Here is a 23022-nt window from a genome sequence, read left to right on the forward strand (position 1 = left end):
CGGATTTAGGCACGCCGAACCATGGCTCAATTCAACCTTCCCAAGAACTCGCAGGTCACTGAAGGCAAGACTTGGCCCCGGCCAACCGGGGGCAACAACCTTCAAGAGTTCCGCATCTATCGCTGGAACCCGGATGACGGCGCTAATCCGCGCGTCGACGTCTATCAGGTCGACCGCGACGATTGCGGACCGATGGTCCTCGACGCGCTGCTCTGGATCAAGGCCAAGGTCGATTCGACCCTGGTGTTCCGCCGCTCCTGCCGCGAGGGCATCTGCGGCTCCTGCGCCATGAACATCGAGGGTCAGAATGCGCTCGCCTGCACCATGGGCATCGACGAGTGCCAGGAGCATGCGAAGGGCAAGAAGACCGGCGCGGTGCGGATCTACCCGCTGCCGCACATGCCTGTGCTCAAGGATCTCGTTCCCGACCTCACCAACTTCTTCGCCCAGCACGCCTCGGTCGAGCCCTGGCTCCAGACCGAGACCCCTGCGCCCGAAGGGGAGTGGAAGCAGACCCCTGAGGATCGCGCCCAACTCGACGGTCTCTATGAGTGCATCCTGTGCGCATGCTGCACCACGTCGTGCCCGAGCTACTGGTGGAATGGCGACCGCTTCCTCGGCCCGGCGGCCCTGTTGCAAGCCTATCGCTGGCTCATCGACAGCCGCGACGAGAATACGGGCGAGCGCCTCGACGCCCTTCATGACCCGTTCCGGCTCTATCGCTGCCACACGATCATGAACTGCGCCAATGCGTGCCCGAAAAGCCTGAACCCGGCAAAGGCCATCGCCGAGATCAAGAAGATGATGGTGTCGCGCGAGGTCTGATGCGCGACCGCCCGACAGCGGATTGTTGCCAAAGCCGAGATGCACCGCATCTCGGCTTTGGCGTTTTTCGCCTCTATGGCCGGTTACTTCGTGATCTTGACCGAGACCGGGTCGCTTGACGGGAACGTCTCTTCCAGCGCCTCGTCCAGGCGCTCGCTCATTTCGTCCTGATGATTTTCGGGATTCATCTCGTCGTTGCTGGGCGCCGGATCCACGCGACGCTTCTCGTCGGTGTCTGGCGTGGATGTTGGCTTGGGGTTCGACATGGGTGCTTCCTCTGGCTCGCCTGCCCGCCACCAGGGGCGGCGGATTCACCTTGACCAACGCGAGGAGACGATGCCCGATCCCTTTCGTCGCCGCCGACATAACGGCTTGCCGCTCGGCCGGTGGCGTTTACCGGACGTGAGGCGATAGCCCCTAGCGTCGCCGTAGCGGCATGGGCAGGACTGACCCGAAGGCCGGCCGAGGTTCCGGGCAGGCCATGCATATCGTGATCCTCGCAGAGTTCGCCGTGGCGAGCGGCGGTGCCGAGAAGGTCGCGGTGGAGTCGGCGTACGGCCTCGCCAGAGCGGGGGTCGACATCACCTTCATCCAGGCGATCGAAGGACCAGCGGATCCGCTCCTCGATCATCCGAACATCCGGCGCGTCTGCCTCGGCAATACCGACATCTGGAACCGCCCGGCCCTGGAGGCTGCGCTGTCCGGCATCTGGAGCCGAGATTCAGCCGACCGTTTGCGCGCTGTACTCGGCGCCCTCCCGCGACCGGCGGATATCGTCCATCTGCATCAATGGACCCGCAGCCTGTCGCCGAGCGTGTTCCCCGTCCTGCTCGACAGCGGCATCCCGCTGGTGGTGACCCTGCACGATTACTTCCTGGCCTGCCCCAACGGAGTTTATTACCGCTTCGATCAGGATCGCCCGTGCGGACTGACGCCGCTCTCCGCCTCATGCGTCGCGGCTCCCTGCGACCCGAAAAGCCGCCTTCACAAGGCAATACGGGTCGGGCGGAGCATCGCCCAGAACCGCGCCTTGCGTCGCCGCCATCTCCACGTGGTCCATGTCTGCGATGCCAGCGTCCGTCGGATGGGCGATCTCCTCGGCTCCCTGTCCATCACCCATCACCGCATCGACAATCCCGTGCGCGTGGAGAAGGAAGTGCGGGCCAATCCGGCGGCCGGGAAAGCCATGGCCTATGTTGGCCGCTTGACCCGCGAGAAGGGCGCAGATCTCGTCGCCGAGGCGGCGCGGGATGCCGGCATGCCAGCGCTCTTCATCGGCACCGGCCCGCTGGAGGCGGAACTACGGGCGCAGCCGCATGTCGAGATGCTCGGATGGCGTTCACCGAACGAGGTGTCCGCCATCCTCATTCGAGGGGCGAGGGCGCTGGCCGCGCCGTCGCGGTGGTTCGAGACCGGCCCTCTGACCGTCTACGAGGCCCTGGCCACCGGGGTGCCAGTGGTCGCGTCGGACCGGTCCGGGGCCGCGGAGAAAGTCATCGACGGCGTCACCGGCTATGTTGTTGCGCCGGAGCGGGCAGCCCTCGCGACGGCGTTCCGGAATCTCGACGCCAGCACGGCGGAAACGCTCGGGCGCGCCGCTCACGCCCATTACTGGGACGCCCCCATGTCCATCGACGACCATGCCGATGCTCTCGTCCACCTCTATCGAAGGATCGCGCGAAACGTATCGCTCACACCGACCGACATCCTCGGAACATCAGGATAGCCGTCCTCGCACAAGCCCCGCGCGGTCGTGCTTCGCAGCCGCCCCCCCATCACGCGGAAGAATCCAGCGTCCCTGCATACATAACACAGCCGCCGACGTGTCATTACTACGCGCATTGCATTTGATGGTCCTCGATGTGCTTTCTTAGACTGCGCGCTCAAATTCCGTCTCTGTTTGGTTTATTGCGAGCGAGAGGCCGGATTGCACCGCTACTGTCGTGCATTTGCTCAACCCCCTTCTTGACTCTCATATTGCACTGCAACATATCAATGGTGCGGCGCGTTATTCCGTGTCGCTCCCGTTGATTGAGTGAGGACCGACATGAACGCGCCGACCTTTGAGATCCCCGCCGAATTGCGCGACTTTGCGGAAAAGAGTGTCGAGCAAGCCCGCACCGCCGTGACCAACCTGCTCGGCACGGTGGTGAAATCCGCCGAACAGCTCCAGACCTCCTCGACAACGGTGCATGGGGCGATCCAATCCGTGATCGCCAAGGGCCTCGACCAGGTTCAGACCAATGCGAGCACGACCTTCGATTTCGCCCAGAAATTGGTGCGTACCCGCGATCCGAAAGAGGCTTTCGAATTGCAGAGCGAGTTCCTGCGCAGCCAGATTGCGACGCTCCAGGCCCAGGCCAAGGATCTCGGCGCCTTGGCTCAGTCCGCCGCCAAAGGCGTCTGATCCCGGCCCCTTCGCGCGAACCGGCCCGGTTCGCGTGTAGGGCGTGGACGCGGTATCGTGGCTCGGACCATGGGCGCACCCCGGGGCCGGGCCATGCGCGACCGATTGTAGACGAAGGGGACGCAAATCATGGCCACACGCCGACAATCACGCTTCGTCGATCGCGGGGGAAGCAAAACTGGGCAATCGGCGCAGCTCTCCGGCGCGGACACGACTGCCGAGACCGCTCCTGACCTGAAACCGGTTTCGCAGACCCCACCTGTGGACCATGGACTGATCGCGGCATCCATACCTGACGCCGCGTCCCCCGTGACCGAGACCTTGATGGAGAGCGTGTCGCCGGATGCGCTGCTGACCGGACAAGCTGTGGCGGAAGCTGTTCTCGTCGTTCCGGAAACCGCCCCCTCGGACGAGGCCAAACCTCAGGACAGCCCGCCTGCCGCCGATGCCGTGGCCGCCGTCGCTGATGACGATTCGACGAATCACGCTCCTTCCGACGTCAGCACACAAGGCAAGGGTGAGGCGGCTCAGGATTCCCTGCTGCCTGCCGAGATCGAAAGCGCGATCGCCTCGGCGCAGGATCTCGCCGCGCCGCCGGCGCACACCGCCGCCGTCACCGCCTCGGCGTTGACCGAGATCACGGCCGCCAACGACACGCTGGTGACCTATGTCCGCAACGAGAGCATCGCTACGTTCGCGCATTGGCGCGCCCTGTCGACGGCGAAGAATCCGGCCGATGCACTGCGCCTCCAGGTCACCGAGATGCAGCGGGCAGCCGATGCCTCGCTCAATTGCATTGCAAGTCTCGCACGCCGGGCAGGGCGCATCGCCGCAACGCTCCGCCGCCCCTGACACCCCTCGCGCTGAAGCCCCAGCGCGTCTAGATATCCCGGATTCCGCAGCGGTTCCGCCGTCTGCGCCTGCCATCCGGGAGATCGCGATGTTTCATCGGCCGCTGCTCGCCTGCCTCGTCACGGCGACCATCGTCGTCTCGCCAAGCGCCCAGGCGCAGATGATGAAGACGCAGGAGGCTCACGCGCCGGCTAAGACCGTGCCGAATTCGAAGGGCGAGGTCGATCTCTCCTTCGCGCCGGTGGTGAAGCGGGCGGCGCCCTCGGTGGTGAACGTCTACGCCTCGCATGTGGAGCAGCGCGGCACATCGCGCAGCGCCATGGACGAATTCATGCGCCGGTTCTTCGGCGAGCAAGGCTCAGGCCGCGGCCAGGGCATGCCGGGCGAGCGGGCGCAGAAGTCGCTCGGCTCCGGCGTCATCGTCGATGAATCCGGCCTCGTCATCACTAACAATCACGTCATCGACAACATGAACGAAGTTCGTGTTTCGCTCTCTGATCGGCGGGAATTCGAGGCGAGCATCGTCCTGCGCGATCCCCGCACCGATCTCGCCGTGATCAAGATCAAGAGCCCCGTAGGCGGTCTCGTGCCCATGCCCATGGGCGATTCGGAAGCCCTCGAGGTCGGCGACTTCGTCATGGCGATCGGCAATCCGTTCGGGGTCGGCCAGACGGTGACACAGGGCATCGTCTCGGCCCTGGCGCGGACGCAGGTCGGTTCGTCCGATTACCAGTTCTTCATTCAGACCGATGCCGCGATCAATCCGGGCAATTCCGGCGGCTCCCTCGTGGATCTTAAAGGTCGGCTCGTGGGCATCAACACGGCGATCTACTCGCAATCGGGGGGGAGCCACGGCATTGGCTTCGCGATTCCCACCAGCATGGTCCGCGCCGTGGTCGAGACGGCCAAGGGTGGCGCCACCACCGTGCGTCGCCCCTGGCTCGGGGCACGGGTGCAGAACGTTACGCCCGACATCGCCGAGAGCATGGGCCTCGACCACCCGACCGGGGTGCTGGTGGCGACCCTGCAGCCGAAGAGCCCGGCCGAGGAGGCCGGCCTCAAGCGCGGCGACCTGATCCTCACGGTGGACGACAAGGTTGTCGATGATCCGGAAGCTTTCGGCTACCGCTTCGCCCTCAAGGGGATCAGTGGAACCGCGAAGTTCGGTATCCTGCGCGGCACCACCCGCTCCACCATCTCGGTCAAACTCGCCTCGGCCCCCGAGACGCGGCCGCGCGATGCGGTGAAGGTGCGTACGCGCTCGCCCTTCCTTGGGGCCACCCTGGTCAATACCTCGCCGGCCGTGGCCGAGGAACTGCAGAAGGATTTCGCCAGCGACGGGGTTGCGGTCTCGTCCATCGACGAAGGGTCCATGGCGGCCCGCGCCGGCCTGCAGATCGGCGACGTGATCGTCGCCATCAATGGCGCCCCGGTAACCACCACCAAGGACCTCGAGCGCCTGACGCGGTCCAACTCCGGTATGTGGGAGATCGCGATCAACCGGGGCGGTGCCGTGCTGACCTCGGTGTTCGGAGGGTAGGGTCTTACGTCGGTTCACGCGGCCGGCATCCGGGGCCATTCATCCGGATGCAGCCTTCTGCACTGCCTCAAACCAGAGGGGTAGAACCAGGAGCATCGCGATTTTGGCAGTATGAGTGGTAGGCACGTGTCCCTGGATGCGCTCGCGGGAGAGCCACGTGGCACAGCTCCCGGCCTGGCTTATGCCGATCTCATGGCGGAAAGAGACGACGACAAAGCCATTGCATGGCCGCGCCTGACCTTCGACCAAACTCTGTTCATATTGTTCTCATGGGGAGCCAAAAGGCCGCCCAAATGCATCATCCACGGGGCGGACGGGACACTCCTCGAACACGGCAAGGAGCAACAGCTGCACCGGGGCAGGTCCACCGAAACGCGGGGACGGCGCCATTTGCGGATTGCGGGATGACGCGGGCCGCGTCTTCTATGCGTCGATGTCCGATCTTTTCGCCTCCGCCGGTCTGCAGAACGACGCGCCGCGCCCACTTGCCGACCGCCTGCGCCCGCGTTCCCTCGCCGAAGTGGTGGGGCAGGAGCACCTGACCGGGCCGGACGGCTCCCTGACCCGACTTCTCAGCGGAAAATCCTTTGGCTCGCTCGTGTTCTGGGGTCCGCCGGGCACCGGCAAGACCACTGTGGCCCGCCTCCTGGCCCACGAGACCGATCTCAAGTTCGAGCAGATTTCGGCGATCTTCTCCGGCATCGCCGACCTGAAGAAGGTCTTCGAGGCGGCGCGCCAGCGCCGGACAATGGGGCAGGGGACGCTGCTCTTCGTGGACGAGATCCACCGCTTCAACCGGGCGCAGCTCGACGCTTTCCTTCCCGTCATGGAGGACGGAACCGTGACGCTCGTCGGCGCTACGACGGAAAACCCGTCCTTCGAGCTCAACGCCGCTCTGCTCTCGCGCGCCCGCGTACTGCTGTTCCGCTCCCTCGACGATGCGGCCATCGCCAAGCTACTGGTCCGCGCCGAGGCGTTGACCGAACGGCCGCTGCCGCTGGACGAGGAAGCCCGTAGCGCCCTGGTCCGCATGGCCGATGGCGATGGGCGCGCCTGCCTGACCCTCGCCGAAGAGGTCTGGCGCTCGGCCAAGCGCGACGAGATCTTCGATGCCGCTACCCTGCAGGAGATCGTCCAGCGCCGTGCGCCGATCTACGACAAGAGCCAGGAGGGGCACTACAACCTCATCAGCGCCCTTCATAAGACCGTGCGTGGGTCCGACCCCGATGCAGCGCTCTACTACCTCTGCCGCATGCTCGACGGCGGGGAGGACAGGCTGTTCATCGCCCGGCGCCTCGTACGCATGGCAGTGGAGGATATTGGGCTCGCCGACCCGCAGGCCCTCGTCGTCGCCACCGCCGCCAAGGATGCGTTCGACTTCCTCGGCTCGCCGGAGGGTGAACTCGCTCTGGCGCAGGTCACCGTCTATCTCGCCTGCGCGCCGAAATCGAACGCGGTCTACAACGCCTACAAGGCGGCGACGCGGGTAGCCAAAGAGCACGGCTCGCTGCCGCCGCCCCGGACCATCCTCAACGGCTCGACCAAGCTCATGCGCAAGATCGGCTACGGCGAGGGCTACCGCTACGATCACGACGAGCCGGATGCGTTCTCCGGCCAGGATTACTGGCCCGAGGCGCTCGGCCGGCAGCATTTCTACGAGCCCACGGACCGGGGCATGGAGATCCGCTACGGCGACCGCCTCGCCCATTGGGAGGCCTTGCGGAGGCAACGCCGTGAAGAGGAGCGCTGAGGTCTTCGTCCGCCCCTCAATCCCGTGATAGGGCGGCGCTCAGTCATGAAGGACGGCCATCCACGACCATGCACGCCTATCGGAACCTCGCCACCCGCTTTGCCCGCATCGGCACCATCGAGGATGCCGCCGGCATCCTCGGTTGGGACGCCCAGACGCTGATGCCCAATGGCGCGGCGGAAGGCCGGGCCGAGCAGCTCGCCCAGCTTCGGGTCATCGCCCACGAGATCCTCACGGCTGCCGAGACCGGCGACCTGATCGCGCAGGCCTCGGACGACGAGGCCTGCCTCGGTGCATGGGAACGGGCCAACCTGCGTGAGATGCGCCGCACCTATCGTCACGCCTCGGCCGTGCCGGGCGATCTCGTGGCCGCGAGTTCCAAGGCCTCGTCCCATTCCGAAATGGTCTGGCGGGAAGCGCGAGCGGCATCCGATTTCGGGATGTTGGCGCCTCACCTCGCCGAAACCCTGCGCCTGCAACGGGAGGTCGGGGAGACCAAGGGCGCAGCATTGGGGCTCGCCCCTTACGATGCCCTCCTCGACGGCTACGATCCCGGCATGCGCCGGGCCGCAATCGATCCGCTCTTCGCTGAGCTTCGCGCGACGCTGCCGGGGCTGATCGGGACGATCCGTGACCGGCAGGCGGCGATGCCGGCGCCGATCCCGCTGCCGGGGCCGTTCCCGGTGGAAGCGCAGAAAGCTCTGGGGTTGGCGCTGATGCGCGCCGCCGGATTCGATTTCGAGCGCGGACGGCTCGATATCAGCCTGCACCCATTCTGTGGTGGGGCCACCGACGACGTGCGCATCACTACGCGCTACGACGAGACCGACGCCACCGGCGCCTTGATGGGCGTGCTGCATGAGACCGGTCACGCCCTTTACGAGCAGGGCCGCCCGGCCCAATGGCTCCATCAGCCCGTGGGGAACGCGCGGGGGATGAGCCTGCACGAGAGTCAGTCGCTGCTGATCGAGATGCAGGCCTGCCGCTCGGCCGAGTTCTGCGCCTACCTCGCGCCTCGCCTGCGCGAGGCTTTTGGCGGAGAGGGCAGCGCCTGGGACGCGGACAACCTGCACCGCCTCTACACGCGGGTGGAGCCGGGCCTGATCCGGGTTGATGCCGACGAGGTGACCTATCCGGCGCACATCCTCCTGCGCTACGACCTTGAAACGGCAATGATCGCTGGCGACCTCGCTGTCGCCGACCTGCCCGGCGCTTTCGACGATGGCATTCGAGGCCTACTCGGTCTGACCGTACCGAACGATCGGCTCGGCTGCCTGCAGGACATCCACTGGCCCGGCGGCAGCTTCGGCTATTTTCCGACCTATACCCTCGGCGCCATGGCGTCAGCGCAGCTCTTCCGTGCCGCTCGCGAGAGCCTGCCCGGCATCCCCGCCGATCTGGCAGAGGGCGATTTCACCGCCTTGCGAGGTTGGCTGCGCGGGAACGTGCACGGGCGCGGCAGTCTCATGGAGACCGACGAGATGCTCGTCGCCGCCACCGGCAAGCCCCTGGGGGCCGAGGATTACATGCGCCACCTGCGCCACCGTTATCTCGGGGAAGGCTGAACGCCCGCATCGACCGATTACGAATCGATCGCGCCGGGGCGATCCCTCGCAGGGTCGCGCACGCTTCGGGTTTTGCCGCTCCATCTGCGACGCTAAGCTGACGATTGATTCAACCGTCCGTCCGGTCCGGCTCTGGAGAAAGGGACATTCCGATGGTCGTCATCGTCGCAGTGATCGGGATCGCAGGTGCCATCCTGTTCTGGATACTCCGCGCGCACGGGACCGCGACGGCGCTGAGGGAAGTCAACCGCGACACAAAGGGCCTTCAGCGCCGGGCAAAATCGACCCTGGAGGAGATCATCGGCACGCCGCTGAAGCGGGTACGGGACGTACGGCTCGCAGCGGTGATCCTGATGATCCAACTCGTGCGCACGGGCAGCCCGGTCACCGCCGCCGAGAAAACGAAAATCCTGGAATTCATGGATTCTCCGCTCCGGATCGAGTCCATCTCGGCCACGTTCGAACGGGCATGGACCTACACTGAGGCCCGGCGGCCGTTCTCCCTCGTGGCCGACGACTTGCTGCCCTTGCTCCGGGATAACCTGACCGAGGCCGAGCGCCTGCACTTCATCGACATGCTCTCGCAAGTCGCCAGCGCCCATTCCGCCGCAAGCGAGCTGCAGCGCGAGGCGATCGTGCGGCTCAAGCGCCGGCTCACCGGCGGGAGCCCTGCGTTGAAGACGAGCCGGGCCGGCGATTTCGGGCGCTGAGACCGGTAGACCCGGCGGGGCGCAGCTTGTAGGTCGGCGGCCCCCCTTACAGCGGACAGACCGTCCGGAGATTCTACATGGCGGCCTGCGGCCTCGATTTCGGCACGTCCAACACCACGCTCGGTCTCGTCACCGAGGGGCGGCCCGCCCTGCTGCGGCTGGAGGGCGACCACGTCACGATTCCCAGTGCGATCTTCTTCCCACCGGGCGGGACGCCCCTCGTCGGCCGAGCGGCCATGGCGGAGTATGTGGAGGGCACGCCGGGCCGGCTGATGCGCAGTCTCAAATCGGTGCTCGGTTCCTCCCTGCTCGAGGAGACGACGCCGGTAGGGCGTGAGCGCATCCGCTTCCGCGACGTCATCGCCCGCTACCTCTCCGCCGTGAAGACGCGCGCCGAGGCGCAGGCAGACACCGGGATCGACACAGTGGTCCATGGCCGTCCGGTCCATTTCGTCGATGGCGACCCGGAGGGCGACGCCCGCGCCGAGGATGCCCTGCGCGAGATCGCCCGGAGCATCGGCTTCCGCCACGTCTCTTTCCAGTACGAGCCTATCGCCGCGGCGCTCGATTACGAGCAGCAGGTGACGGGTGAGGAGATCGCGCTCATTGCCGATATCGGCGGCGGCACTTCGGATTTCTCCATCGTGCGGCTCTCGCCGGAACGCCATGCCAAGGTCGACCGGTCCGGCGACATCCTCGCCAATGATGGCGTGCGCATTGGCGGCACCGATTTCGACCGGCGCCTCAGCCTCGGCACGGTGATGCCGCTGTTCGGCCTCGGCAGCCCGATGAACCGGGGCGATCTCGACGTGCCGAGCGGGTATTTCCACGACCTTGCCACTTGGTCGAGCATCAACCGGCTCTACAACGCCAAGACCTTGCGCGAGATCGAGGAGGTCCGCCGCGACGCACGCCGGCCGGACCTGATCGCGCGGCTCTACACCGTGGTGGAGGCTGAGCGCGGGCATTCCCTGGCGATGGAGGTCGAGGGCGCCAAGATCGCGGCCTCGGATGCGGGCCAGGGCGGCGTGGCCCTCGGCTGGGTCGAGCCGGGCCTCGCCGCCAATCTCGACCATGCCGGCCTCGTGGCTCAGACGGAGGAGCTCTCACGGCGAATTGCCGAAAGGATCGGGCGTTGCCTGAATCAGGCAGGATTGCCGGCGGAGGGCATCGACGCCCTGTTCCTCACCGGCGGGTCGACGGGCCTGCCGCATGTCCGTGCCGCCTTGGTGGCGGGCGTGCCGAACGCCCGCGTTGTTGACGGCGACACGTTCGGCTCGGTCGGGACCGGCCTCACCATCGAGGCGGGCCGCCGCGCGGCCTGACCTCCGGTTCACGCATCGCCCCGCTCGCGAAGCGCTTTGCCGAGAGGGGCGAGGGTGTTACGAGCACCCGATGACCACCAGACCACCATCACGCGGCAATGCCGGACGCAAAGGTTCCGGCGCCGGCAAGGGCAGGCCGCCGGGCAGTGGCGGTAAGCCCTACCGTCCCGGCAAGCCCGGCGCGTTCCGCAGGCCCGACCGCGAAGGCACCGGCCCGCGCACCAGCGCCCTCGATGCCGCCCAGCGCGCGGCGCAATTGCGCGGCGAAGCGGACAAGCGCGCGCCCTGGCGCCCCGGCGATGCCCCGGAGACGCCGGCCGACGACGAAGCCTCGGCTCCCCGAGCTCCTCGGACGCGGGCGCCCCGCAACGAGGTCGCGGCGAAAGCCTTCGATGCGCCGCGCCCGCGCCGTGCCGGCGCTAAGCCTCCGGAACCGGCAGTCGAAGGCCCGACCCGGCGAGAGCAGCGCGCCGCCGCCTCCGCGACCCTGGCCTCCGGCGTGCAGACGCTGATCGTGGAGGAAGACGAGGCGGAGATGCGGATCGACCGCTTCCTCACCACGCGCTTTCCGCAGCTGCCCTTCACCCGTGTCCAGAGCATCGTCCGCAAGGGTGAGCTGCGGGTGGATGGCAAGCGCGCCAAGCCGAACGATCGCCTCCTGCCGGGCATGAGCGTGCGCGTACCGCCCCTCAAGCTCGACCCCGTGGCGGAACGGCCACGCAGTATCGCGCGTGACGCCACCGACGCCGACTTCCTGCGCTCGCTCATCCTCTACGAGGATGCGGACATGATGGTGCTGAACAAGCCCTTCGGCCTCGCGGTCCAGGGCGGCTCCGGCACCGTGCGCCACGTGGATGGGTTGCTAGAGGCCCTGACCGGACCGGACGGGCAGAAGCCGCGCCTCGTCCACCGCCTCGACAAGGATACGGCCGGCTGCCTCATCGTCGCCAAGACGCGTCTCGCGGCGGCGACCCTCGCCAAGAGCTTCCGCTCTCGGTCCGCCCGCAAGGTCTACTGGGCGCTCACCGCCGGTGTCCCGCGCGTGCCTCAGGGCCGGATCTCGACCTACCTCGCCAAGGAGGAGGCCCCCGACGGTGACGCCCGGATGCGGGTGGCCCAGCATGGCGATGACGGCGCCGCCCACGCGCTGACCTATTACGCCATGGTCGACAACGCGGCGCAGAAGCTGTCCTGGCTCTCGCTGAAGCCCGTGACGGGACGTACGCACCAGCTCCGTGCCCATGCCGCGCATATCGGCCATCCCATCGTCGGCGATCCGAAATACTTCAGCGTCGAGAACTGGGCCTTGCCGGGAGGCATCCAGAACCGGTTGCACCTGCTGGCGCGCCGCATCGTCATCCCGCATCCGCGCACGCTGAAGCCGGTGGACGTGACGGCGCCCCTGCCGCCGCATATGGCGCAGAGCTGGAACCTGCTGGGCTTCGACGCCTCGCGTTACGATCCCATCGTCGAGGCGCCCGAGGCGTGATCCGCGTGGGGCGCATCGGTGGGGAGCGTCCGCGATGCGCCTTGGCAATCGGGCGCCATGCCTTATCCTTGTGGTCGACCTCACCCGTCGTTGCAGCGAGAACCCATGCCGATGACGTTTGCAACCATGGCCGGCACCGCCTTGATCGGCCTGTTCGTATGCTTCGGATCAGCGTCGCTGAGCTCCGAGGCTGTGGCGCAGGCAGCGGGTCCACAGCAGACCCTACCAAGTCCTGCGGCGAAAGCGGCTCCCGTTCCGGCGGCGCAGAATCAGGCTCCGCCGCCGCCCTCCGTCGGCCGCCACGGATCGCAGGCGCGGGCGGGCGACCGCAGGCGACGGTCCTATGCCAGCTGTAATCGGCTGTCTCATGCGCGGGGCCTGCGCGGCGGCGTGCGGCGGCGCTTCCTGATTCGCTGCAAGCTCGGCTACGAGCGCCAGAAGCCCGGACAGGTTCCGGCCCAGCAATCCCCGCAGGGACGTCAGCCGTGATGCGGCCATGCGGGACGGTCCCGTGAAGCTCGTCGTCTTCGACGTCGACGGGACGCTCGTCGACAGCCAGCACCTCATCGTCGCCGCGCAAGGCATGGCTTTCGCCGAACACGGCATCGAAGCGCCGGCGCGCGCGGTGGCCCTCTCCGTCGTCGGCCTCTCCCTGCCGCAAGCCTTCCGGCGTCTCGTCGGCGAGGATGGGCCCGTGGAGGGCCTGTCCGAGAGCTACAAGCGCGCCTTCAACACCCTGCGCCTCGACCCCGCCTATGAGGAACCGCTGTTCCCGGGCATGGGCGATCTCATCGAACGCCTGCGCGCCCGCGCCGACCTTCGGCTCGGGCTCGCCACGGGCAAATCCCGACGCGGGGTCGACCGCCTGATCGAGAGTCATGGCTGGAGCGACGTCTTCGCCACCATCCAGACCGCGGACGACGCACCGTCGAAGCCCGACCCGGCAATGCTGCACCAGGCGATGGCCGAGGTGGGCGCGCTGCCGGAGACCACGGTGATGATTGGAGACACCACCTACGACATGGACATGGCGGTGAGTGCCGGCGCGGCCGCCATCGGTGTCGCCTGGGGCTACCATCCACCGGGGGCCTTGCTCGGAGCCGGGGCGGTGACCGTGGTCGAAACCGCCTCCGCGCTGGCGGATATGTTCTCGGGAAGTTTTCGCGAGGCCGGCGCGGATACCAGCATCGGCGACCTCGCGCCCGAAGAGACGCGCCCCCGAACTGAGATCTAACCCGGCTCAGCGCTCGCGGGCCGAAGCGTGATGCGCTAGAACCCCGCCCCATGAGCAACGACGATCCCGCCGGCTGGCTCGGCGCCTCCGATGCCCCTCCCGTCCATGACCCGCACCGGGCCGTCCGCGCGCAAACGCGGGTCGCCCTCCCCAAGCGGTTCTACGCGGAGGCCGATCTCGCCGAGGGCGAGGGCGGGTTTCGCCTGACTCTCGACGGACGGTCCGCCAATACGCCGGCTCGCAACCCGCTGTTTCTGCCGACCCGGGTGCTCGCCGAGGCCGTCGCCGCCGAATGGGCAGCGCAGGTCGAAGTCATCGATCCGTCGACCATGCCGCTCACCCGCCTCGCCAACACCGCCATCGACGGCGTCGCCCCCCGCCGCGAGGCGGTGATCGACGACCTCTCGGCCTATGCCGGGACGGATCTCGTCGCCTACCGCGCCGCCGACCCGGAGCGCCTCGTGGCCGATCAGGCCCGCGCCTGGGACCCTGTGATCGACTGGGCTCACGAGACGTATGGTGCACGCCTCATTCTCAGCGAGGGGGTGATGCACGTCACCCAGCCCGAGACGTCGGTGGCCGCCTTGCGCGGCGCGATCGAAGCGGTCGAAGGGCCGTTCCAGCTTGCGGCTCTCCACACGATGACCACACTCACTGGCTCGCTCCTCATCGCGCTGGCTACCCTGCATGGGCGCCTGACGTCGCAGGAAGCCTGGGCGGCGGCGCATGTGGACGAGGCCTATCAGACCAGTGTCTGGGGAAGCGATGCCGAGGCGGAAGCCCGCCATGCTCTGCGCAAGGCCGAATTCGTGTCCGCGGCGGAGCTCGCAAAACTTGCCCGTTAAATCCATTTTCGCTGCCTGTCCTCCGTGCTAAGGCGCATTTGACTCCGAACCGCCAAGCCCTGCCCTCAACATGCGGCATGGCCCCATTTTCTCGTCCCCATTTCAAGGCTCAGCGCGCATGAAGGATATTCTCGAGAAGCTTGAAGAGCGGCGCTCCCAGGCTCGCCTCGGCGGCGGCGAGAATCGCGTCGTAGCTCAGCATAAGCGTGGCAAGCTGACGGCACGCGAGCGCATCGAGCTCCTCCTCGACCACGGGTCGTTCGAGGAATTCGACATGTTCGTGCAGCACCGCTCCACCGATTTCGGGATGGAGAAGCAGAAGATTCCCGGTGACGGTGTGGTCACCGGCTGGGGCACCATCAACGGCCGCACCGTCTTCCTGTTCTCGAAGGACTTCACGGTGTTCGGCGGCTCACTCTCCGAGACGCATGCCGCCAAGATCGTCAAGGTCCAGGACATGGCGCTGAAGATGCGCGCGCCGATCATTGGAATCTTCGATGCCGGCGGCGCCCGCATCCAAGAAGGCGTCGCAGCGCTCGGCGGCTATGGCGAGGTGTTCCGCCGGAACGTCGCCGCCTCGGGCGTCATCCCGCAGATCTCCGTCATCATGGGCCCCTGCGCCGGCGGCGACGTCTATTCGCCGGCCATGACCGATTTCATCTTCATGGTCCGCGACACGAGTTACATGTTCGTCACCGGCCCCGACGTGGTGAAGACCGTGACCAACGAGGTGGTGACGGCCGAGGAACTTGGCGGCGCCAAGGTCCACACCACGAAGTCCTCCATCGCCGACGGCTCGTTCGAGAACGACGTGGAAGCGCTCCTTCAGGTCCGCCGGCTCGTCGACTTCCTGCCCGCCAACAACATCGACGGCGTGCCGGAGATCGAGAGCTTCGACGACCCGCTGCGCCTCGACAAGTCCCTCGACACCCTGATCCCGGACAACCCGAACAAGCCCTATGATATGGGCGAGTTGATCCGGCGCGTGGCCGACGAGGGCGATTTCTTCGAGATCCAGGCGACCTACGCCCGCAACATCATGACGGGCTTCGGCCGCATCGAGGGCCGCACAGTCGGCTTCGTCGCCAACCAGCCGATGGTGTTGGCCGGCGTGCTCGATTCGGACGCCTCCCGCAAGGCGGCCCGCTTCGTGCGCTTCTGCGACGCGTTCTCGATCCCGATCGTGACCTTCGTCGACGTGCCGGGCTTCCTGCCGGGCACCGCCCAGGAATATGGCGGCCTCATCAAGCACGGCGCCAAGCTGCTCTTCGCCTACAGCCAGGCCACCGTCCCGCTGGTGACGATCATCACCCGCAAGGCCTTTGGCGGCGCCTACGACGTGATGGCCTCCAAGCACGTGGGTGCCGACATCAACTACGCTTGGCCGACCGCGCAGATCGCGGTGATGGGCGCCAAGGGCGCGGTCGAGATTATCTTCCGGAGTGAGATCGGCGACACCGACAAGATCGCGGCACGGACCAGCGAGTACGAGGACCGTTTCCTCTCGCCCTTCGTCGCAGCCGAGCGCGGCTATATCGACGAGGTGATCATGCCCCACTCGACGCGCAAACGCATCGCCCGGGCGCTCGGCATGCTCCGCACCAAGGAGATGGAGCAGCCCTGGAAGAAGCACGACAACATCCCGCTCTAAGCCGGGAAAGCTTCCCACCGGGGAAGCCTGTTCCCGGTGGCCCACCGCGAAGCGGACGGTGGGCCGGGACGGATGGGGTGCGGGAACGGCGATGACGTCTCGGTCATCCCAATCTCGACCTCATCGTCAGGTGCCGCGGCGGCGGCCGCCAAGAAGCGCTCCAGCCGGACCTGAGCGAACTGGAGAACTCTTCGATGCCCATTCACGTGGGCACCTTCGGATAATGTTGGTTCGATGGGACGGGCGGGCGTACTCAGCAGGCCGCCCGCTCGAAGATCAGGTTCAGCCGGGTGCGGGCAATCTGCCGGTAACCCCGGGTCTCCAGCAGGCCAACGAGGTCGATCTGCCATTGCGCCGTGCCATCCTCGATGACGAGCAGGCGAGGATGCAAGGAGACCGGTGCCTCGCGAAAGAACGGCTCCAGGATCAGATCCTCGGCGCCCTCCACATCGAGCTTGATCGCGTCGATGCGGGTGATGCCCTCGCCCTGGGCGAGACCCAGCAGAGTGACCGCCGGCACACGGATCTGCGCACCCTCGTTGGTGCCGACGATCTTCAGGCTCGATTCGCCCCGGTTGCGCGGGTCCACGAACAGCGTCAGTTCACCCGCCTTGTCGGCCACCGCACAGGCCACCGCCTTCACTGTGCCGAACGGGTTCTGGGCGATGTTATAGGTGAGCCGGTCGAACACGTCGGGCTGCGGCTCAACGGCGAGGATGCGGGCGCGCGGACCGGCGAAAGCAGCCACGAACAGGGCGTAGGCGCCAATATTGGCGCCAATGTCGAGGAAGGTGCAGTCTGGCTCCAGCCGTGAGGCCAGCAGCGCCCGCTCTTCGGGATCGAAGAATTGCGGGGTAAACAGCACCTTCTTCTCGCAATTGTTGTTGTAGGGGTGCAGCCGCATGCGCGCCCCGAACCGCTCCACGTCGAGGGGCTGTCCATGAAGCATCGTGATAGCCAGCCGGCGCAGGAAGAAGCCTACGCGCCGACCGGCCCAGCTCTTGCCGGAGAGTGTAACCGTACGTTCGGTGATGCGCGCCACGAGCCCCTTGGGCGCGTAGGTGCCGAAAGGCCGGATGGGGGAAGAGTGCGTGTCGGTCATTGAGGCGGGTGATGCCAGCCCGGCAAGCGCACGGCAAGCATCTGATGTCGTTCGACGCCATTGGTTCAATCGGCCTAAATCGACGCCATGCCCACAAAGAACGCAGTCCTTAGTTCATCGGCTGCGCAAGCGATCATCCAAGAGGCATTGCCGGCAAGGCTGGAATCCTCCTGAGATAAGGGGGAAGCGGTACCGCCCTCGGTAAAATACGGGATGGCGGAGCGACGGTTCAGAATCATTCGACTTGGCACGCGCCATGCGAAAGCCCCCACGTGGGCAACGGCGCCCGCGAGAGCTGCCTTCAAAGATGGCGGCTCGTGCTCACTGTGGCGTGAGCGACCAATCTCTCCCCACCCCGCGTCAGGGGGCCACTCGCACCGAGTGCCGGGAGACATCCGATCGCCTGGAGCCTCTCCGCATGCAGTCCCAAAAAGCCACCCGGATCGATCTGTTCAGTCTGGCCACGCCGCAGATGCGTGCGTTCCACATCACATGGCTCGCCTTCTTCGTCTGCTTCTTCGCCTGGTTCGCGGTCGCACCGCTGATGCCGGTGATCAAGGGTGAGTTCCAGCTCACCAACGACCAAGTTTACAACATCAACATTGCCGCGGTCGGAATCACCATCCTGGTGCGCCTGCTCATCGGACCGATGTGCGACCGGTTCGGCCCCCGCCTGACTTATACCGGCCTCCTGGTTCTCGGAGCGATCCCGGTGATCGGCATCGCCTTCGCCAATTCCTATGAGAGCTTCCTGTTCTTCCGCCTCGCCATCGGGGCCATCGGGGCGAGCTTCGTCATCACCCAGTTCCACACGTCGGTGATGTTCGCGCCCAACGTGGTGGGCACCGCCAACGCCACCGTGGGCGGCTGGGGCAATGCCGGCGGCGGCGTCACCCAGAGCGTCATGCCGCTGATTCTCGCGGCCCTCGTCAGCATCGGCGTCGAGAAGACGATGGGCTGGCGCCTGTCGATGATCGTCCCGGGCGTGATGATGCTTGTCGTCGCCTTTCTCTACTACCGGTTCACGCAGGATACGCCCGAGGGCAACATCATGGATCTCCGCGCCCGCGGCGTTGCTGTCGATTCCGGCAAGAAGGGCGGCTGGGCGGTCTTCAAGCAGGCGATGACGAATTACCGGGTATGGATGCTTGCCATCACCTACGGCGCCTGCTTCGGCGTCGAGATCTTCATCCATGCGGTGGCGGCGACCTACTATGTCGAGCGCTTCAGCCTCGATCTGACTCAGGCCGGCATGGCGGCGGGCAGTTTCGGCTTGCTGGCCCTGTTCGCCCGCGCGCTCGGCGGCATCGCCTCGGACCGGGTCGCCCGCTCGAAGGGCCTCGACGGCCGCACCCTGCTTCTGTTCGCGCTGATGGTCGGCGAAGGGATCGGCCTTCTCGCCTTCGCCTATGCCGGCTCGGTGGTGCTGGCCGTCGTCGCCATGCTCGCCTTCGGCCTGTTCACCCACATGGCCTGCGGCGCCACTTACGCCCTCGTGCCGTTCATCGACCGCAAGGCGCTCGGCGGCGTTGCCGGCATCATCGGCGCAGGCGGCAATGTCGGCGCCGTGGCGGCAGGCTTCCTGCTCAAGGGTGTCGGCAACCTACCCGGCGCCCTGTTCATCCTCGGCATCGCCGTGCTGATCTCGTCGCTCTGCGCAATCTCAGTGCGCTTCTCGCTGACCCACAAGCAGACCGAGCAGAAGCTCTACGACGAAGCCGTCGCGCAGCGCGCCGTCACCAGCGGTCAGCCCGCCTTTGCCTGAACGACGATTATCCGGGGGGACTACGGCACAGGCCGTGGTCCTCTTGTCGTTGGATTCCGGGAGGAAGCAACGGCTTTCTATCCCGGGCGCCTGCAGCGTCGGTGGAAGGCGATCCGGATCCAAATGGAAAGCCGCTAGGCTAAAGCAGCCTGGAGCTTCGAAAAGCAGCTCCGCCAATCCTCACGATAGGCATTCCGGACATCTGCGCTGACGATGCGGCGATGGGTGAGCGTAATCTCCGTGGCCCGGTCGCCGACGGAGAGCAGATCGACATGGATCAGGGTCTCACCGATGCACAGGAGCGGGTTCGGCCCCTCATAGGTCCAGGTCTGGTGCAGAGAATGCCCCCGCCTGATCTCCTCGTATTGCCCGGTGACGGAATGGGACGCCCCGTCCGGATCGCGCCGCCGCCAGAGAAACGCGCCGCCGACCCGCAGGTCGGTCTTCGCAAGCTCCATGGCGGCGGCACCGGGCGCGAGCCAACGCATGATGAGCTGAGGTTCGGTCCAGGCACGGAACACGTCCGGCTGAGCGGCGCGCACAACGTGTTTGAGGACGACGACGGGTACGATCTGGATCATTTGCCGTTCGTATCCTCGCACATCGATCGGGACGGCCCGACAGAAGCGGTGCTGCTGTGACGATCCCACCGTTCATCGCGCCGGAGACGCCGAGCAGCAAGGGGGAGGTGAGCCGGCCAAACCCGCGCGGAACAAGGAAAACGCTCGCCTGTCACCGCTTCCGATACTCGCGCCTTGCCTCCGTGCCGTTCAGGGGCGAGTTTGGCGACCCATGGAGGCCGTCATCCACGGATGGCGCCTTCTTCGAAAGGTATAGACAAGCCCGATGCAGACCTTCGATTCCGACGGAACCACCATCGCCTATATCGACGTGCCGGCGAAGGGCGGCAACGGCGATCCGATCGTGCTGATCCACGGCTTCGCCTCGAACCATTCCGTGAACTGGGTCAACACGCTCTGGGTGAAGACCCTGTCCGAAGCGGGGCGCCGGGTCGTTGCCCTCGACAATCGCGGGCATGGCGAGAGCGAGAAGCTCTACGATCCGGAGGCTTACGGCTCCGACATCATGGCGCAGGACGCGCGGCGGCTGCTCGACCATCTCGGCATCGCCCGCGCCGACATCATGGGCTATTCCATGGGCGCGCGGATTGCAGCCTATCTCGCCCTCGACGAGCCAGCGCGGGTACGTTCGGTACTTCTCGGCGGTCTCGGATTGCATCTGGTGGAGGGCAAAGGGCTGCCAAACGGGATCGCCGAGGCCCTGGAAGCGCCCCCCGGCGAGAAGGCGCCCAACCTCACGGCCGCCGCTTTCCGCACCTTCGCCGAGCAGACGAAGAGCGATCTCAGAGCGCTCGCCGCCTGCATGCGCGGCTCGCGCCAGACCCTGTCGCGGGAAGAGGTCTCGCAGATCGAGGCGCCGACCCTCGTCACGGTGGGGACCCTCGACACGGTGGCGGGCTCGGCTCCGGCCCTCGCCGCGCTCATGCCGAACGCGAAGAGCCTCGAACTGCCCAACCGCGACCACAGCACGGCGGTGGGCGACAAGCAGCACCGGCAGGGCGTCCTCGCCTTCCTCGAAGGTCGACCCTAAGGAAGATCAGCTCTTCAGCCGATAGCCGGTGCGAAAGATCCAGACCACGCCGCCGAGGCAGAGGGCGAGGAAGACCAGGGTCATCGCGAGGCTGATCTCGACGCGCACGTCGGAGGTGCCGAAGAAACTCCAGCGGAAGCCGCTGATGAGGTAGACGACCGGGTTGACGAGGCTGACCGCGCGCCAGAACGGCGGCAGCATCTCGATGGAATAGAAGCTGCCGCCGAGAAAGGTGAGGGGCGTCACCACTAACAGCGGCACGAGCTGGAGCTTCTCGAACCCATCCGCCCAGAGGCCGATGAGGAAGCCGAACAGGCTGAACGTCACCGCCGTGAGGAGCAGGAACGCCACCATCCAGAGCGGATGCTCGATCCGGAGAGGCACGAAGAGCGCCGCGGTGGCAAGGATGATCAGCCCGATCAGGATGGATTTCGACGCGGCTGCGCCAACATAGCCGAGCACGATCTCGAAGGGAGAGACCGGGGCAGACAGGATCTCGTAGATCGTGCCGGCAAAGCGCGGAAAATAGATGCCGAACGAGGCGTTGGCGATGCTCTGCGTCAGGAGCGAGAGCATGATCAGCCCCGGCACGATGAAGGCGCCGTAGGCGATGCCATCCACCGAGGCCATACGCGACCCGATCGCCGCGCCGAAGACCACGAAGTACAGCGATGTGGCGATGACCGGCGCGACGATGCTCTGCAGTCCCGTGCGCCAGAACCGGGCCATCTCGAAGCGATAGATCGCGCCGACGGCCGGCCAGTTCATCGACAACGGATTCATGCCTGCTCCCTCACGAGATCGACGAAGATGTCCTCCAGCGAACTCTGGCTGGTGGAGAGATCGCGGAAGGGAATGCCGGCAGCGGCGAGGTCGGTGAGGAGCGTGGTGATCCCGGTGCGCTCGCCCTTGGTGTCGTAGGTGTAGACAAGTTCCTGGCCGTCCGCCGACAGAGCTAGGCCATGCGGCGCCAACTCGTCCGGCAGGGCGGGGAGGGGGTTCTGCAATTGGAGGGTCAGTTGCTTCTTGCCGAGCTTGCGCATCAGCTCGGCCTTCTCCTCCACCAGGATGATCTCGCCCTTCCGGATCACGCCGACGCGGTCGGCCATCTCTTCGGCCTCGTCGATGTAATGGGTGGTGAGGATGATGGTGACGCCCTGGTCGCGGAGCTTGCGCACCAGCCGCCACATGTCCTGGCGCAGTTCGACGTCGACGCCGGCCGTCGGCTCGTCGAGAAACAGGATACGTGGCTCGTGGCTGAGCGCCTTGGCGATGAGCACGCGCCGCTTCATGCCCCCGGACAGGGTCATGATCCGGCTGTCCTTCTTGTCCCACAGGGACAGGTCGCGCAGCACCCGCTCGATATGGGCAGGATTGGGCTTCATGCCGAACAGGCCGCGGCTGAAGCTCGTCGTATCCCACACCGTCTCGAATGCGTCGGTGGTCAGCTCCTGCGGCACGAGACCGATGGCCCTGCGCGCCTCGCGGTAATTCGCTCCGATGTCGTGGCCATCCACGGTCACGGTCCCGTTCGTCGCGCGGACGAGGCCGCAGACGATGCTGATCAGTGTCGTCTTGCCGGCGCCGTTCGGACCGAGCAGGGCGAAGATCTCACCCTTGGTGATGTCGAGGTTGATATCCTTGAGGGCGTGGAGGCCGGAAGCATAGACCTTCGACAGGCCCGAGATGGAGATGATCGGCGGCATCGGATCTCCATGGATTATTCTTGTGGCGCGGACGTGCGTGCCGCAATACCACGACAAGGGGTACGGCTTGCGAGTGCGATGCGGCACGTCCGGCAACAAAAAAGCCGCCCGGTGGGCGGCTTTCTCGAAACGATCGTTCTGGAAAACGTCAGGCCCGGAGACGGCCTTTGACTTCGTCGAGGCTGGAACGGACCAGCGACAAGGCGGCGTTGCCCTGCAGCTGCTCGCGCAACACCACCTCGGACACCTTCACGGCTGCGTCGGCAGCGGCGGCGCGGACCTGGGCGGTGGCCTGAACCTCGGCCTGGGCAATCTTGGTCTCGGCCGACTTGGTGCGGCGAGCGATGAACTCGTTTAGACGGGCATGGCCCTCGTCGGCGATACGCTGGGCCTCTTCGCGGGCACCGGCGACAATCGCTTCGGCTTCGGCTTCGGCTTGGCCACGACGCTTCTTGTAGTCGGCCAGGACCGTAGCGGCTTCCTCGCGCAGGCGGCGGGCCTCGTCGAGCTCGGAGCGAACACGGCGGCCGCGGCTGTCGAGGGCCTTGGTGATCTGAGCGAAGCCGCCGACCTTCCACACGACGCCCATGAACAGGACGAAGGCGACGGCGACCCAGAACTCGGCATCCAACAACATTCTCGTCG

Annotated in this window: 22 protein-coding genes; 16 read left to right on the plus strand and 6 right to left on the minus strand. The window is 66.4% G+C overall.

The genetic code is table 11. The features are described from left to right. Positions 1-21 precede the first annotated feature (21 nt). Positions 22-825, plus strand: a complete 804-nt coding sequence (locus tag FPV16_RS07110) for a succinate dehydrogenase iron-sulfur subunit (protein WP_227437402.1) — start codon at positions 22-24, stop codon at positions 823-825. Between the two features lie 83 nt (positions 826-908). On the opposite strand, the gene FPV16_RS07115 is transcribed toward FPV16_RS07110, so the two are convergent. Beyond that, a complete protein-coding gene (locus FPV16_RS07115; RefSeq protein ID WP_227437404.1) occupies positions 909-1091 on the minus strand; it encodes a hypothetical protein in 183 nt (60 codons plus the stop codon). Positions 1092-1306: 215 nt separating this feature from the next. Here FPV16_RS07115 and FPV16_RS07120 point away from each other — a divergent pair, with 215 nt between their 5' ends. The 13 genes from FPV16_RS07120 to FPV16_RS07180 all read left to right on the plus strand — a co-directional run bounded on the left by FPV16_RS07120 (position 1307) and on the right by FPV16_RS07180 (position 16193). Then, positions 1307-2551 carry a glycosyltransferase gene (locus FPV16_RS07120; RefSeq protein WP_227437407.1) on the plus strand — a complete coding sequence of 415 codons (1245 nt, stop codon included), beginning with the start codon at positions 1307-1309 and terminating at the stop codon, positions 2549-2551. A gap of 321 nt (positions 2552-2872) precedes the next feature. Further along, positions 2873-3232 carry a phasin gene (locus FPV16_RS07125; protein ID WP_227437409.1) on the plus strand — a complete coding sequence of 120 codons (360 nt, stop codon included), beginning with the start codon at positions 2873-2875 and terminating at the stop codon, positions 3230-3232. A gap of 309 nt (positions 3233-3541) precedes the next feature. Next, positions 3542-4084: a hypothetical protein gene (locus tag FPV16_RS07130; RefSeq protein WP_227437411.1), complete on the plus strand. Its 543-nt coding sequence runs from the start codon at positions 3542-3544 to the stop codon at positions 4082-4084. An 88-nt stretch (positions 4085-4172) separates the two neighbouring features. Further along, entirely contained in the window at positions 4173-5624 is a 1452-nt protein-coding gene (locus tag FPV16_RS07135) for a DegQ family serine endoprotease (protein ID WP_227437413.1), read from the plus strand. 433 nt (positions 5625-6057) lie between these two features. Then, positions 6058-7374, plus strand: coding sequence for a replication-associated recombination protein A (locus FPV16_RS07140; RefSeq protein WP_227437416.1), 1317 nt, complete (start codon positions 6058-6060; stop codon positions 7372-7374). A gap of 68 nt (positions 7375-7442) precedes the next feature. Continuing rightward, a complete protein-coding gene (locus tag FPV16_RS07145; protein WP_227437418.1) occupies positions 7443-8939 on the plus strand; it encodes a carboxypeptidase M32 in 1497 nt (498 codons plus the stop codon). Between the two features lie 152 nt (positions 8940-9091). Continuing rightward, positions 9092-9649 carry a TerB family tellurite resistance protein gene (locus FPV16_RS07150; protein WP_227437420.1) on the plus strand — a complete coding sequence of 186 codons (558 nt, stop codon included), beginning with the start codon at positions 9092-9094 and terminating at the stop codon, positions 9647-9649. 77 nt (positions 9650-9726) lie between these two features. Continuing rightward, positions 9727-10974 carry an Hsp70 family protein gene (locus tag FPV16_RS07155; RefSeq protein WP_227437421.1) on the plus strand — a complete coding sequence of 416 codons (1248 nt, stop codon included), beginning with the start codon at positions 9727-9729 and terminating at the stop codon, positions 10972-10974. A 70-nt stretch (positions 10975-11044) separates the two neighbouring features. Then, a complete protein-coding gene (locus FPV16_RS07160) occupies positions 11045-12463 on the plus strand; it encodes an RluA family pseudouridine synthase (RefSeq protein WP_227437423.1) in 1419 nt (472 codons plus the stop codon). A gap of 111 nt (positions 12464-12574) precedes the next feature. Next, positions 12575-12952, plus strand: coding sequence for a hypothetical protein (locus tag FPV16_RS07165; RefSeq protein WP_413629216.1), 378 nt, complete (start codon positions 12575-12577; stop codon positions 12950-12952). A gap of 7 nt (positions 12953-12959) precedes the next feature. Next, positions 12960-13697, plus strand: a complete 738-nt coding sequence (locus FPV16_RS07170) for an HAD-IA family hydrolase (RefSeq protein ID WP_227437426.1) — start codon at positions 12960-12962, stop codon at positions 13695-13697. A 50-nt stretch (positions 13698-13747) separates the two neighbouring features. Then, positions 13748-14542, plus strand: a complete 795-nt coding sequence (locus tag FPV16_RS07175) for an ATP12 family chaperone protein (RefSeq protein WP_227437429.1) — start codon at positions 13748-13750, stop codon at positions 14540-14542. Between the two features lie 118 nt (positions 14543-14660). Then, positions 14661-16193, plus strand: a complete 1533-nt coding sequence (locus FPV16_RS07180; protein WP_027172800.1) for an acyl-CoA carboxylase subunit beta — start codon at positions 14661-14663, stop codon at positions 16191-16193. Between the two features lie 253 nt (positions 16194-16446). Here the strand turns inward: FPV16_RS07180 and FPV16_RS07185 are convergent, their stop codons facing one another. After that, positions 16447-17295 carry an FkbM family methyltransferase gene (locus FPV16_RS07185; RefSeq protein WP_227437431.1) on the minus strand — a complete coding sequence of 283 codons (849 nt, stop codon included), beginning with the start codon at positions 17293-17295 and terminating at the stop codon, positions 16447-16449. A 418-nt stretch (positions 17296-17713) separates the two neighbouring features. On the opposite strand from FPV16_RS07185, the gene FPV16_RS07190 reads away from it, so the two are divergent. Then, on the plus strand, positions 17714-19060 hold the full coding sequence (locus FPV16_RS07190) for an MFS transporter (protein WP_227437433.1): 1347 nt from the start codon (positions 17714-17716) through the stop codon (positions 19058-19060). Positions 19061-19194: 134 nt separating this feature from the next. On the opposite strand, the gene FPV16_RS07195 is transcribed toward FPV16_RS07190, so the two are convergent. Continuing rightward, on the minus strand, positions 19195-19641 hold the full coding sequence (locus FPV16_RS07195; protein WP_227437435.1) for an SRPBCC family protein: 447 nt from the start codon (positions 19639-19641) through the stop codon (positions 19195-19197). Between the two features lie 265 nt (positions 19642-19906). On the opposite strand from FPV16_RS07195, the gene FPV16_RS07200 reads away from it, so the two are divergent. Then, positions 19907-20671, plus strand: coding sequence for an alpha/beta fold hydrolase (locus tag FPV16_RS07200; protein ID WP_227437437.1), 765 nt, complete (start codon positions 19907-19909; stop codon positions 20669-20671). A 6-nt stretch (positions 20672-20677) separates the two neighbouring features. Here the strand turns inward: FPV16_RS07200 and FPV16_RS07205 are convergent, their stop codons facing one another. The 3 genes from FPV16_RS07205 to FPV16_RS07215 form a co-directional block, all read right to left on the minus strand. After that, a complete protein-coding gene (locus FPV16_RS07205) occupies positions 20678-21439 on the minus strand; it encodes an ABC transporter permease (protein WP_413629219.1) in 762 nt (253 codons plus the stop codon). Between the two features lie 11 nt (positions 21440-21450). Then, positions 21451-22377, minus strand: coding sequence for an ABC transporter ATP-binding protein (locus tag FPV16_RS07210; RefSeq protein WP_227437441.1), 927 nt, complete (start codon positions 22375-22377; stop codon positions 21451-21453). 148 nt (positions 22378-22525) lie between these two features. Continuing rightward, positions 22526-23011 (minus strand): ATP F0F1 synthase subunit B, encoded by a 486-nt coding sequence (locus FPV16_RS07215; RefSeq protein WP_227437481.1) that lies wholly within the window; start codon positions 23009-23011, stop codon positions 22526-22528. Positions 23012-23022 lie beyond the last annotated feature (11 nt).

Source organism: Methylobacterium sp. W2 (genome assembly GCF_020662345.1).
GTDB lineage: Bacteria > Pseudomonadota > Alphaproteobacteria > Rhizobiales > Beijerinckiaceae > Methylobacterium.

Excerpts from the sequence above, each read along its gene's own strand:
- FPV16_RS07190 (WP_227437433.1), top strand. The coding sequence starts at position 17,714 with ATGCAGTCCCAAAAAGCCACCCGGATCGATCTGTTCAGTCTGGCCACG.
- FPV16_RS07160 (WP_227437423.1), top strand. The coding sequence starts at position 11,045 with ATGACCACCAGACCACCATCACGCGGCAATGCCGGACGCAAAGGTTCC.
- FPV16_RS07140 (WP_227437416.1), top strand. The coding sequence starts at position 6,058 with ATGTCCGATCTTTTCGCCTCCGCCGGTCTGCAGAACGACGCGCCGCGC.
- FPV16_RS07125 (WP_227437409.1), top strand. The coding sequence starts at position 2,873 with ATGAACGCGCCGACCTTTGAGATCCCCGCCGAATTGCGCGACTTTGCG.
- FPV16_RS07205 (WP_413629219.1), bottom strand. The coding sequence starts at position 21,439 with ATGAACTGGCCGGCCGTCGGCGCGATCTATCGCTTCGAGATGGCCCGG.
- FPV16_RS07165 (WP_413629216.1), top strand. The coding sequence starts at position 12,575 with ATGACGTTTGCAACCATGGCCGGCACCGCCTTGATCGGCCTGTTCGTA.
- FPV16_RS07110 (WP_227437402.1), top strand. The coding sequence starts at position 22 with ATGGCTCAATTCAACCTTCCCAAGAACTCGCAGGTCACTGAAGGCAAG.
- FPV16_RS07135 (WP_227437413.1), top strand. The coding sequence starts at position 4,173 with ATGTTTCATCGGCCGCTGCTCGCCTGCCTCGTCACGGCGACCATCGTC.
- FPV16_RS07115 (WP_227437404.1), bottom strand. The coding sequence starts at position 1,091 with ATGTCGAACCCCAAGCCAACATCCACGCCAGACACCGACGAGAAGCGT.
- FPV16_RS07170 (WP_227437426.1), top strand. The coding sequence starts at position 12,960 with ATGCGGGACGGTCCCGTGAAGCTCGTCGTCTTCGACGTCGACGGGACG.
- FPV16_RS07210 (WP_227437441.1), bottom strand. The coding sequence starts at position 22,377 with ATGCCGCCGATCATCTCCATCTCGGGCCTGTCGAAGGTCTATGCTTCC.
- FPV16_RS07150 (WP_227437420.1), top strand. The coding sequence starts at position 9,092 with ATGGTCGTCATCGTCGCAGTGATCGGGATCGCAGGTGCCATCCTGTTC.
- FPV16_RS07195 (WP_227437435.1), bottom strand. The coding sequence starts at position 19,641 with ATGATCCAGATCGTACCCGTCGTCGTCCTCAAACACGTTGTGCGCGCC.
- FPV16_RS07180 (WP_027172800.1), top strand. The coding sequence starts at position 14,661 with ATGAAGGATATTCTCGAGAAGCTTGAAGAGCGGCGCTCCCAGGCTCGC.
- FPV16_RS07155 (WP_227437421.1), top strand. The coding sequence starts at position 9,727 with ATGGCGGCCTGCGGCCTCGATTTCGGCACGTCCAACACCACGCTCGGT.
- FPV16_RS07200 (WP_227437437.1), top strand. The coding sequence starts at position 19,907 with ATGCAGACCTTCGATTCCGACGGAACCACCATCGCCTATATCGACGTG.
- FPV16_RS07185 (WP_227437431.1), bottom strand. The coding sequence starts at position 17,295 with ATGACCGACACGCACTCTTCCCCCATCCGGCCTTTCGGCACCTACGCG.
- FPV16_RS07175 (WP_227437429.1), top strand. The coding sequence starts at position 13,748 with ATGAGCAACGACGATCCCGCCGGCTGGCTCGGCGCCTCCGATGCCCCT.
- FPV16_RS07145 (WP_227437418.1), top strand. The coding sequence starts at position 7,443 with ATGCACGCCTATCGGAACCTCGCCACCCGCTTTGCCCGCATCGGCACC.
- FPV16_RS07120 (WP_227437407.1), top strand. The coding sequence starts at position 1,307 with ATGCATATCGTGATCCTCGCAGAGTTCGCCGTGGCGAGCGGCGGTGCC.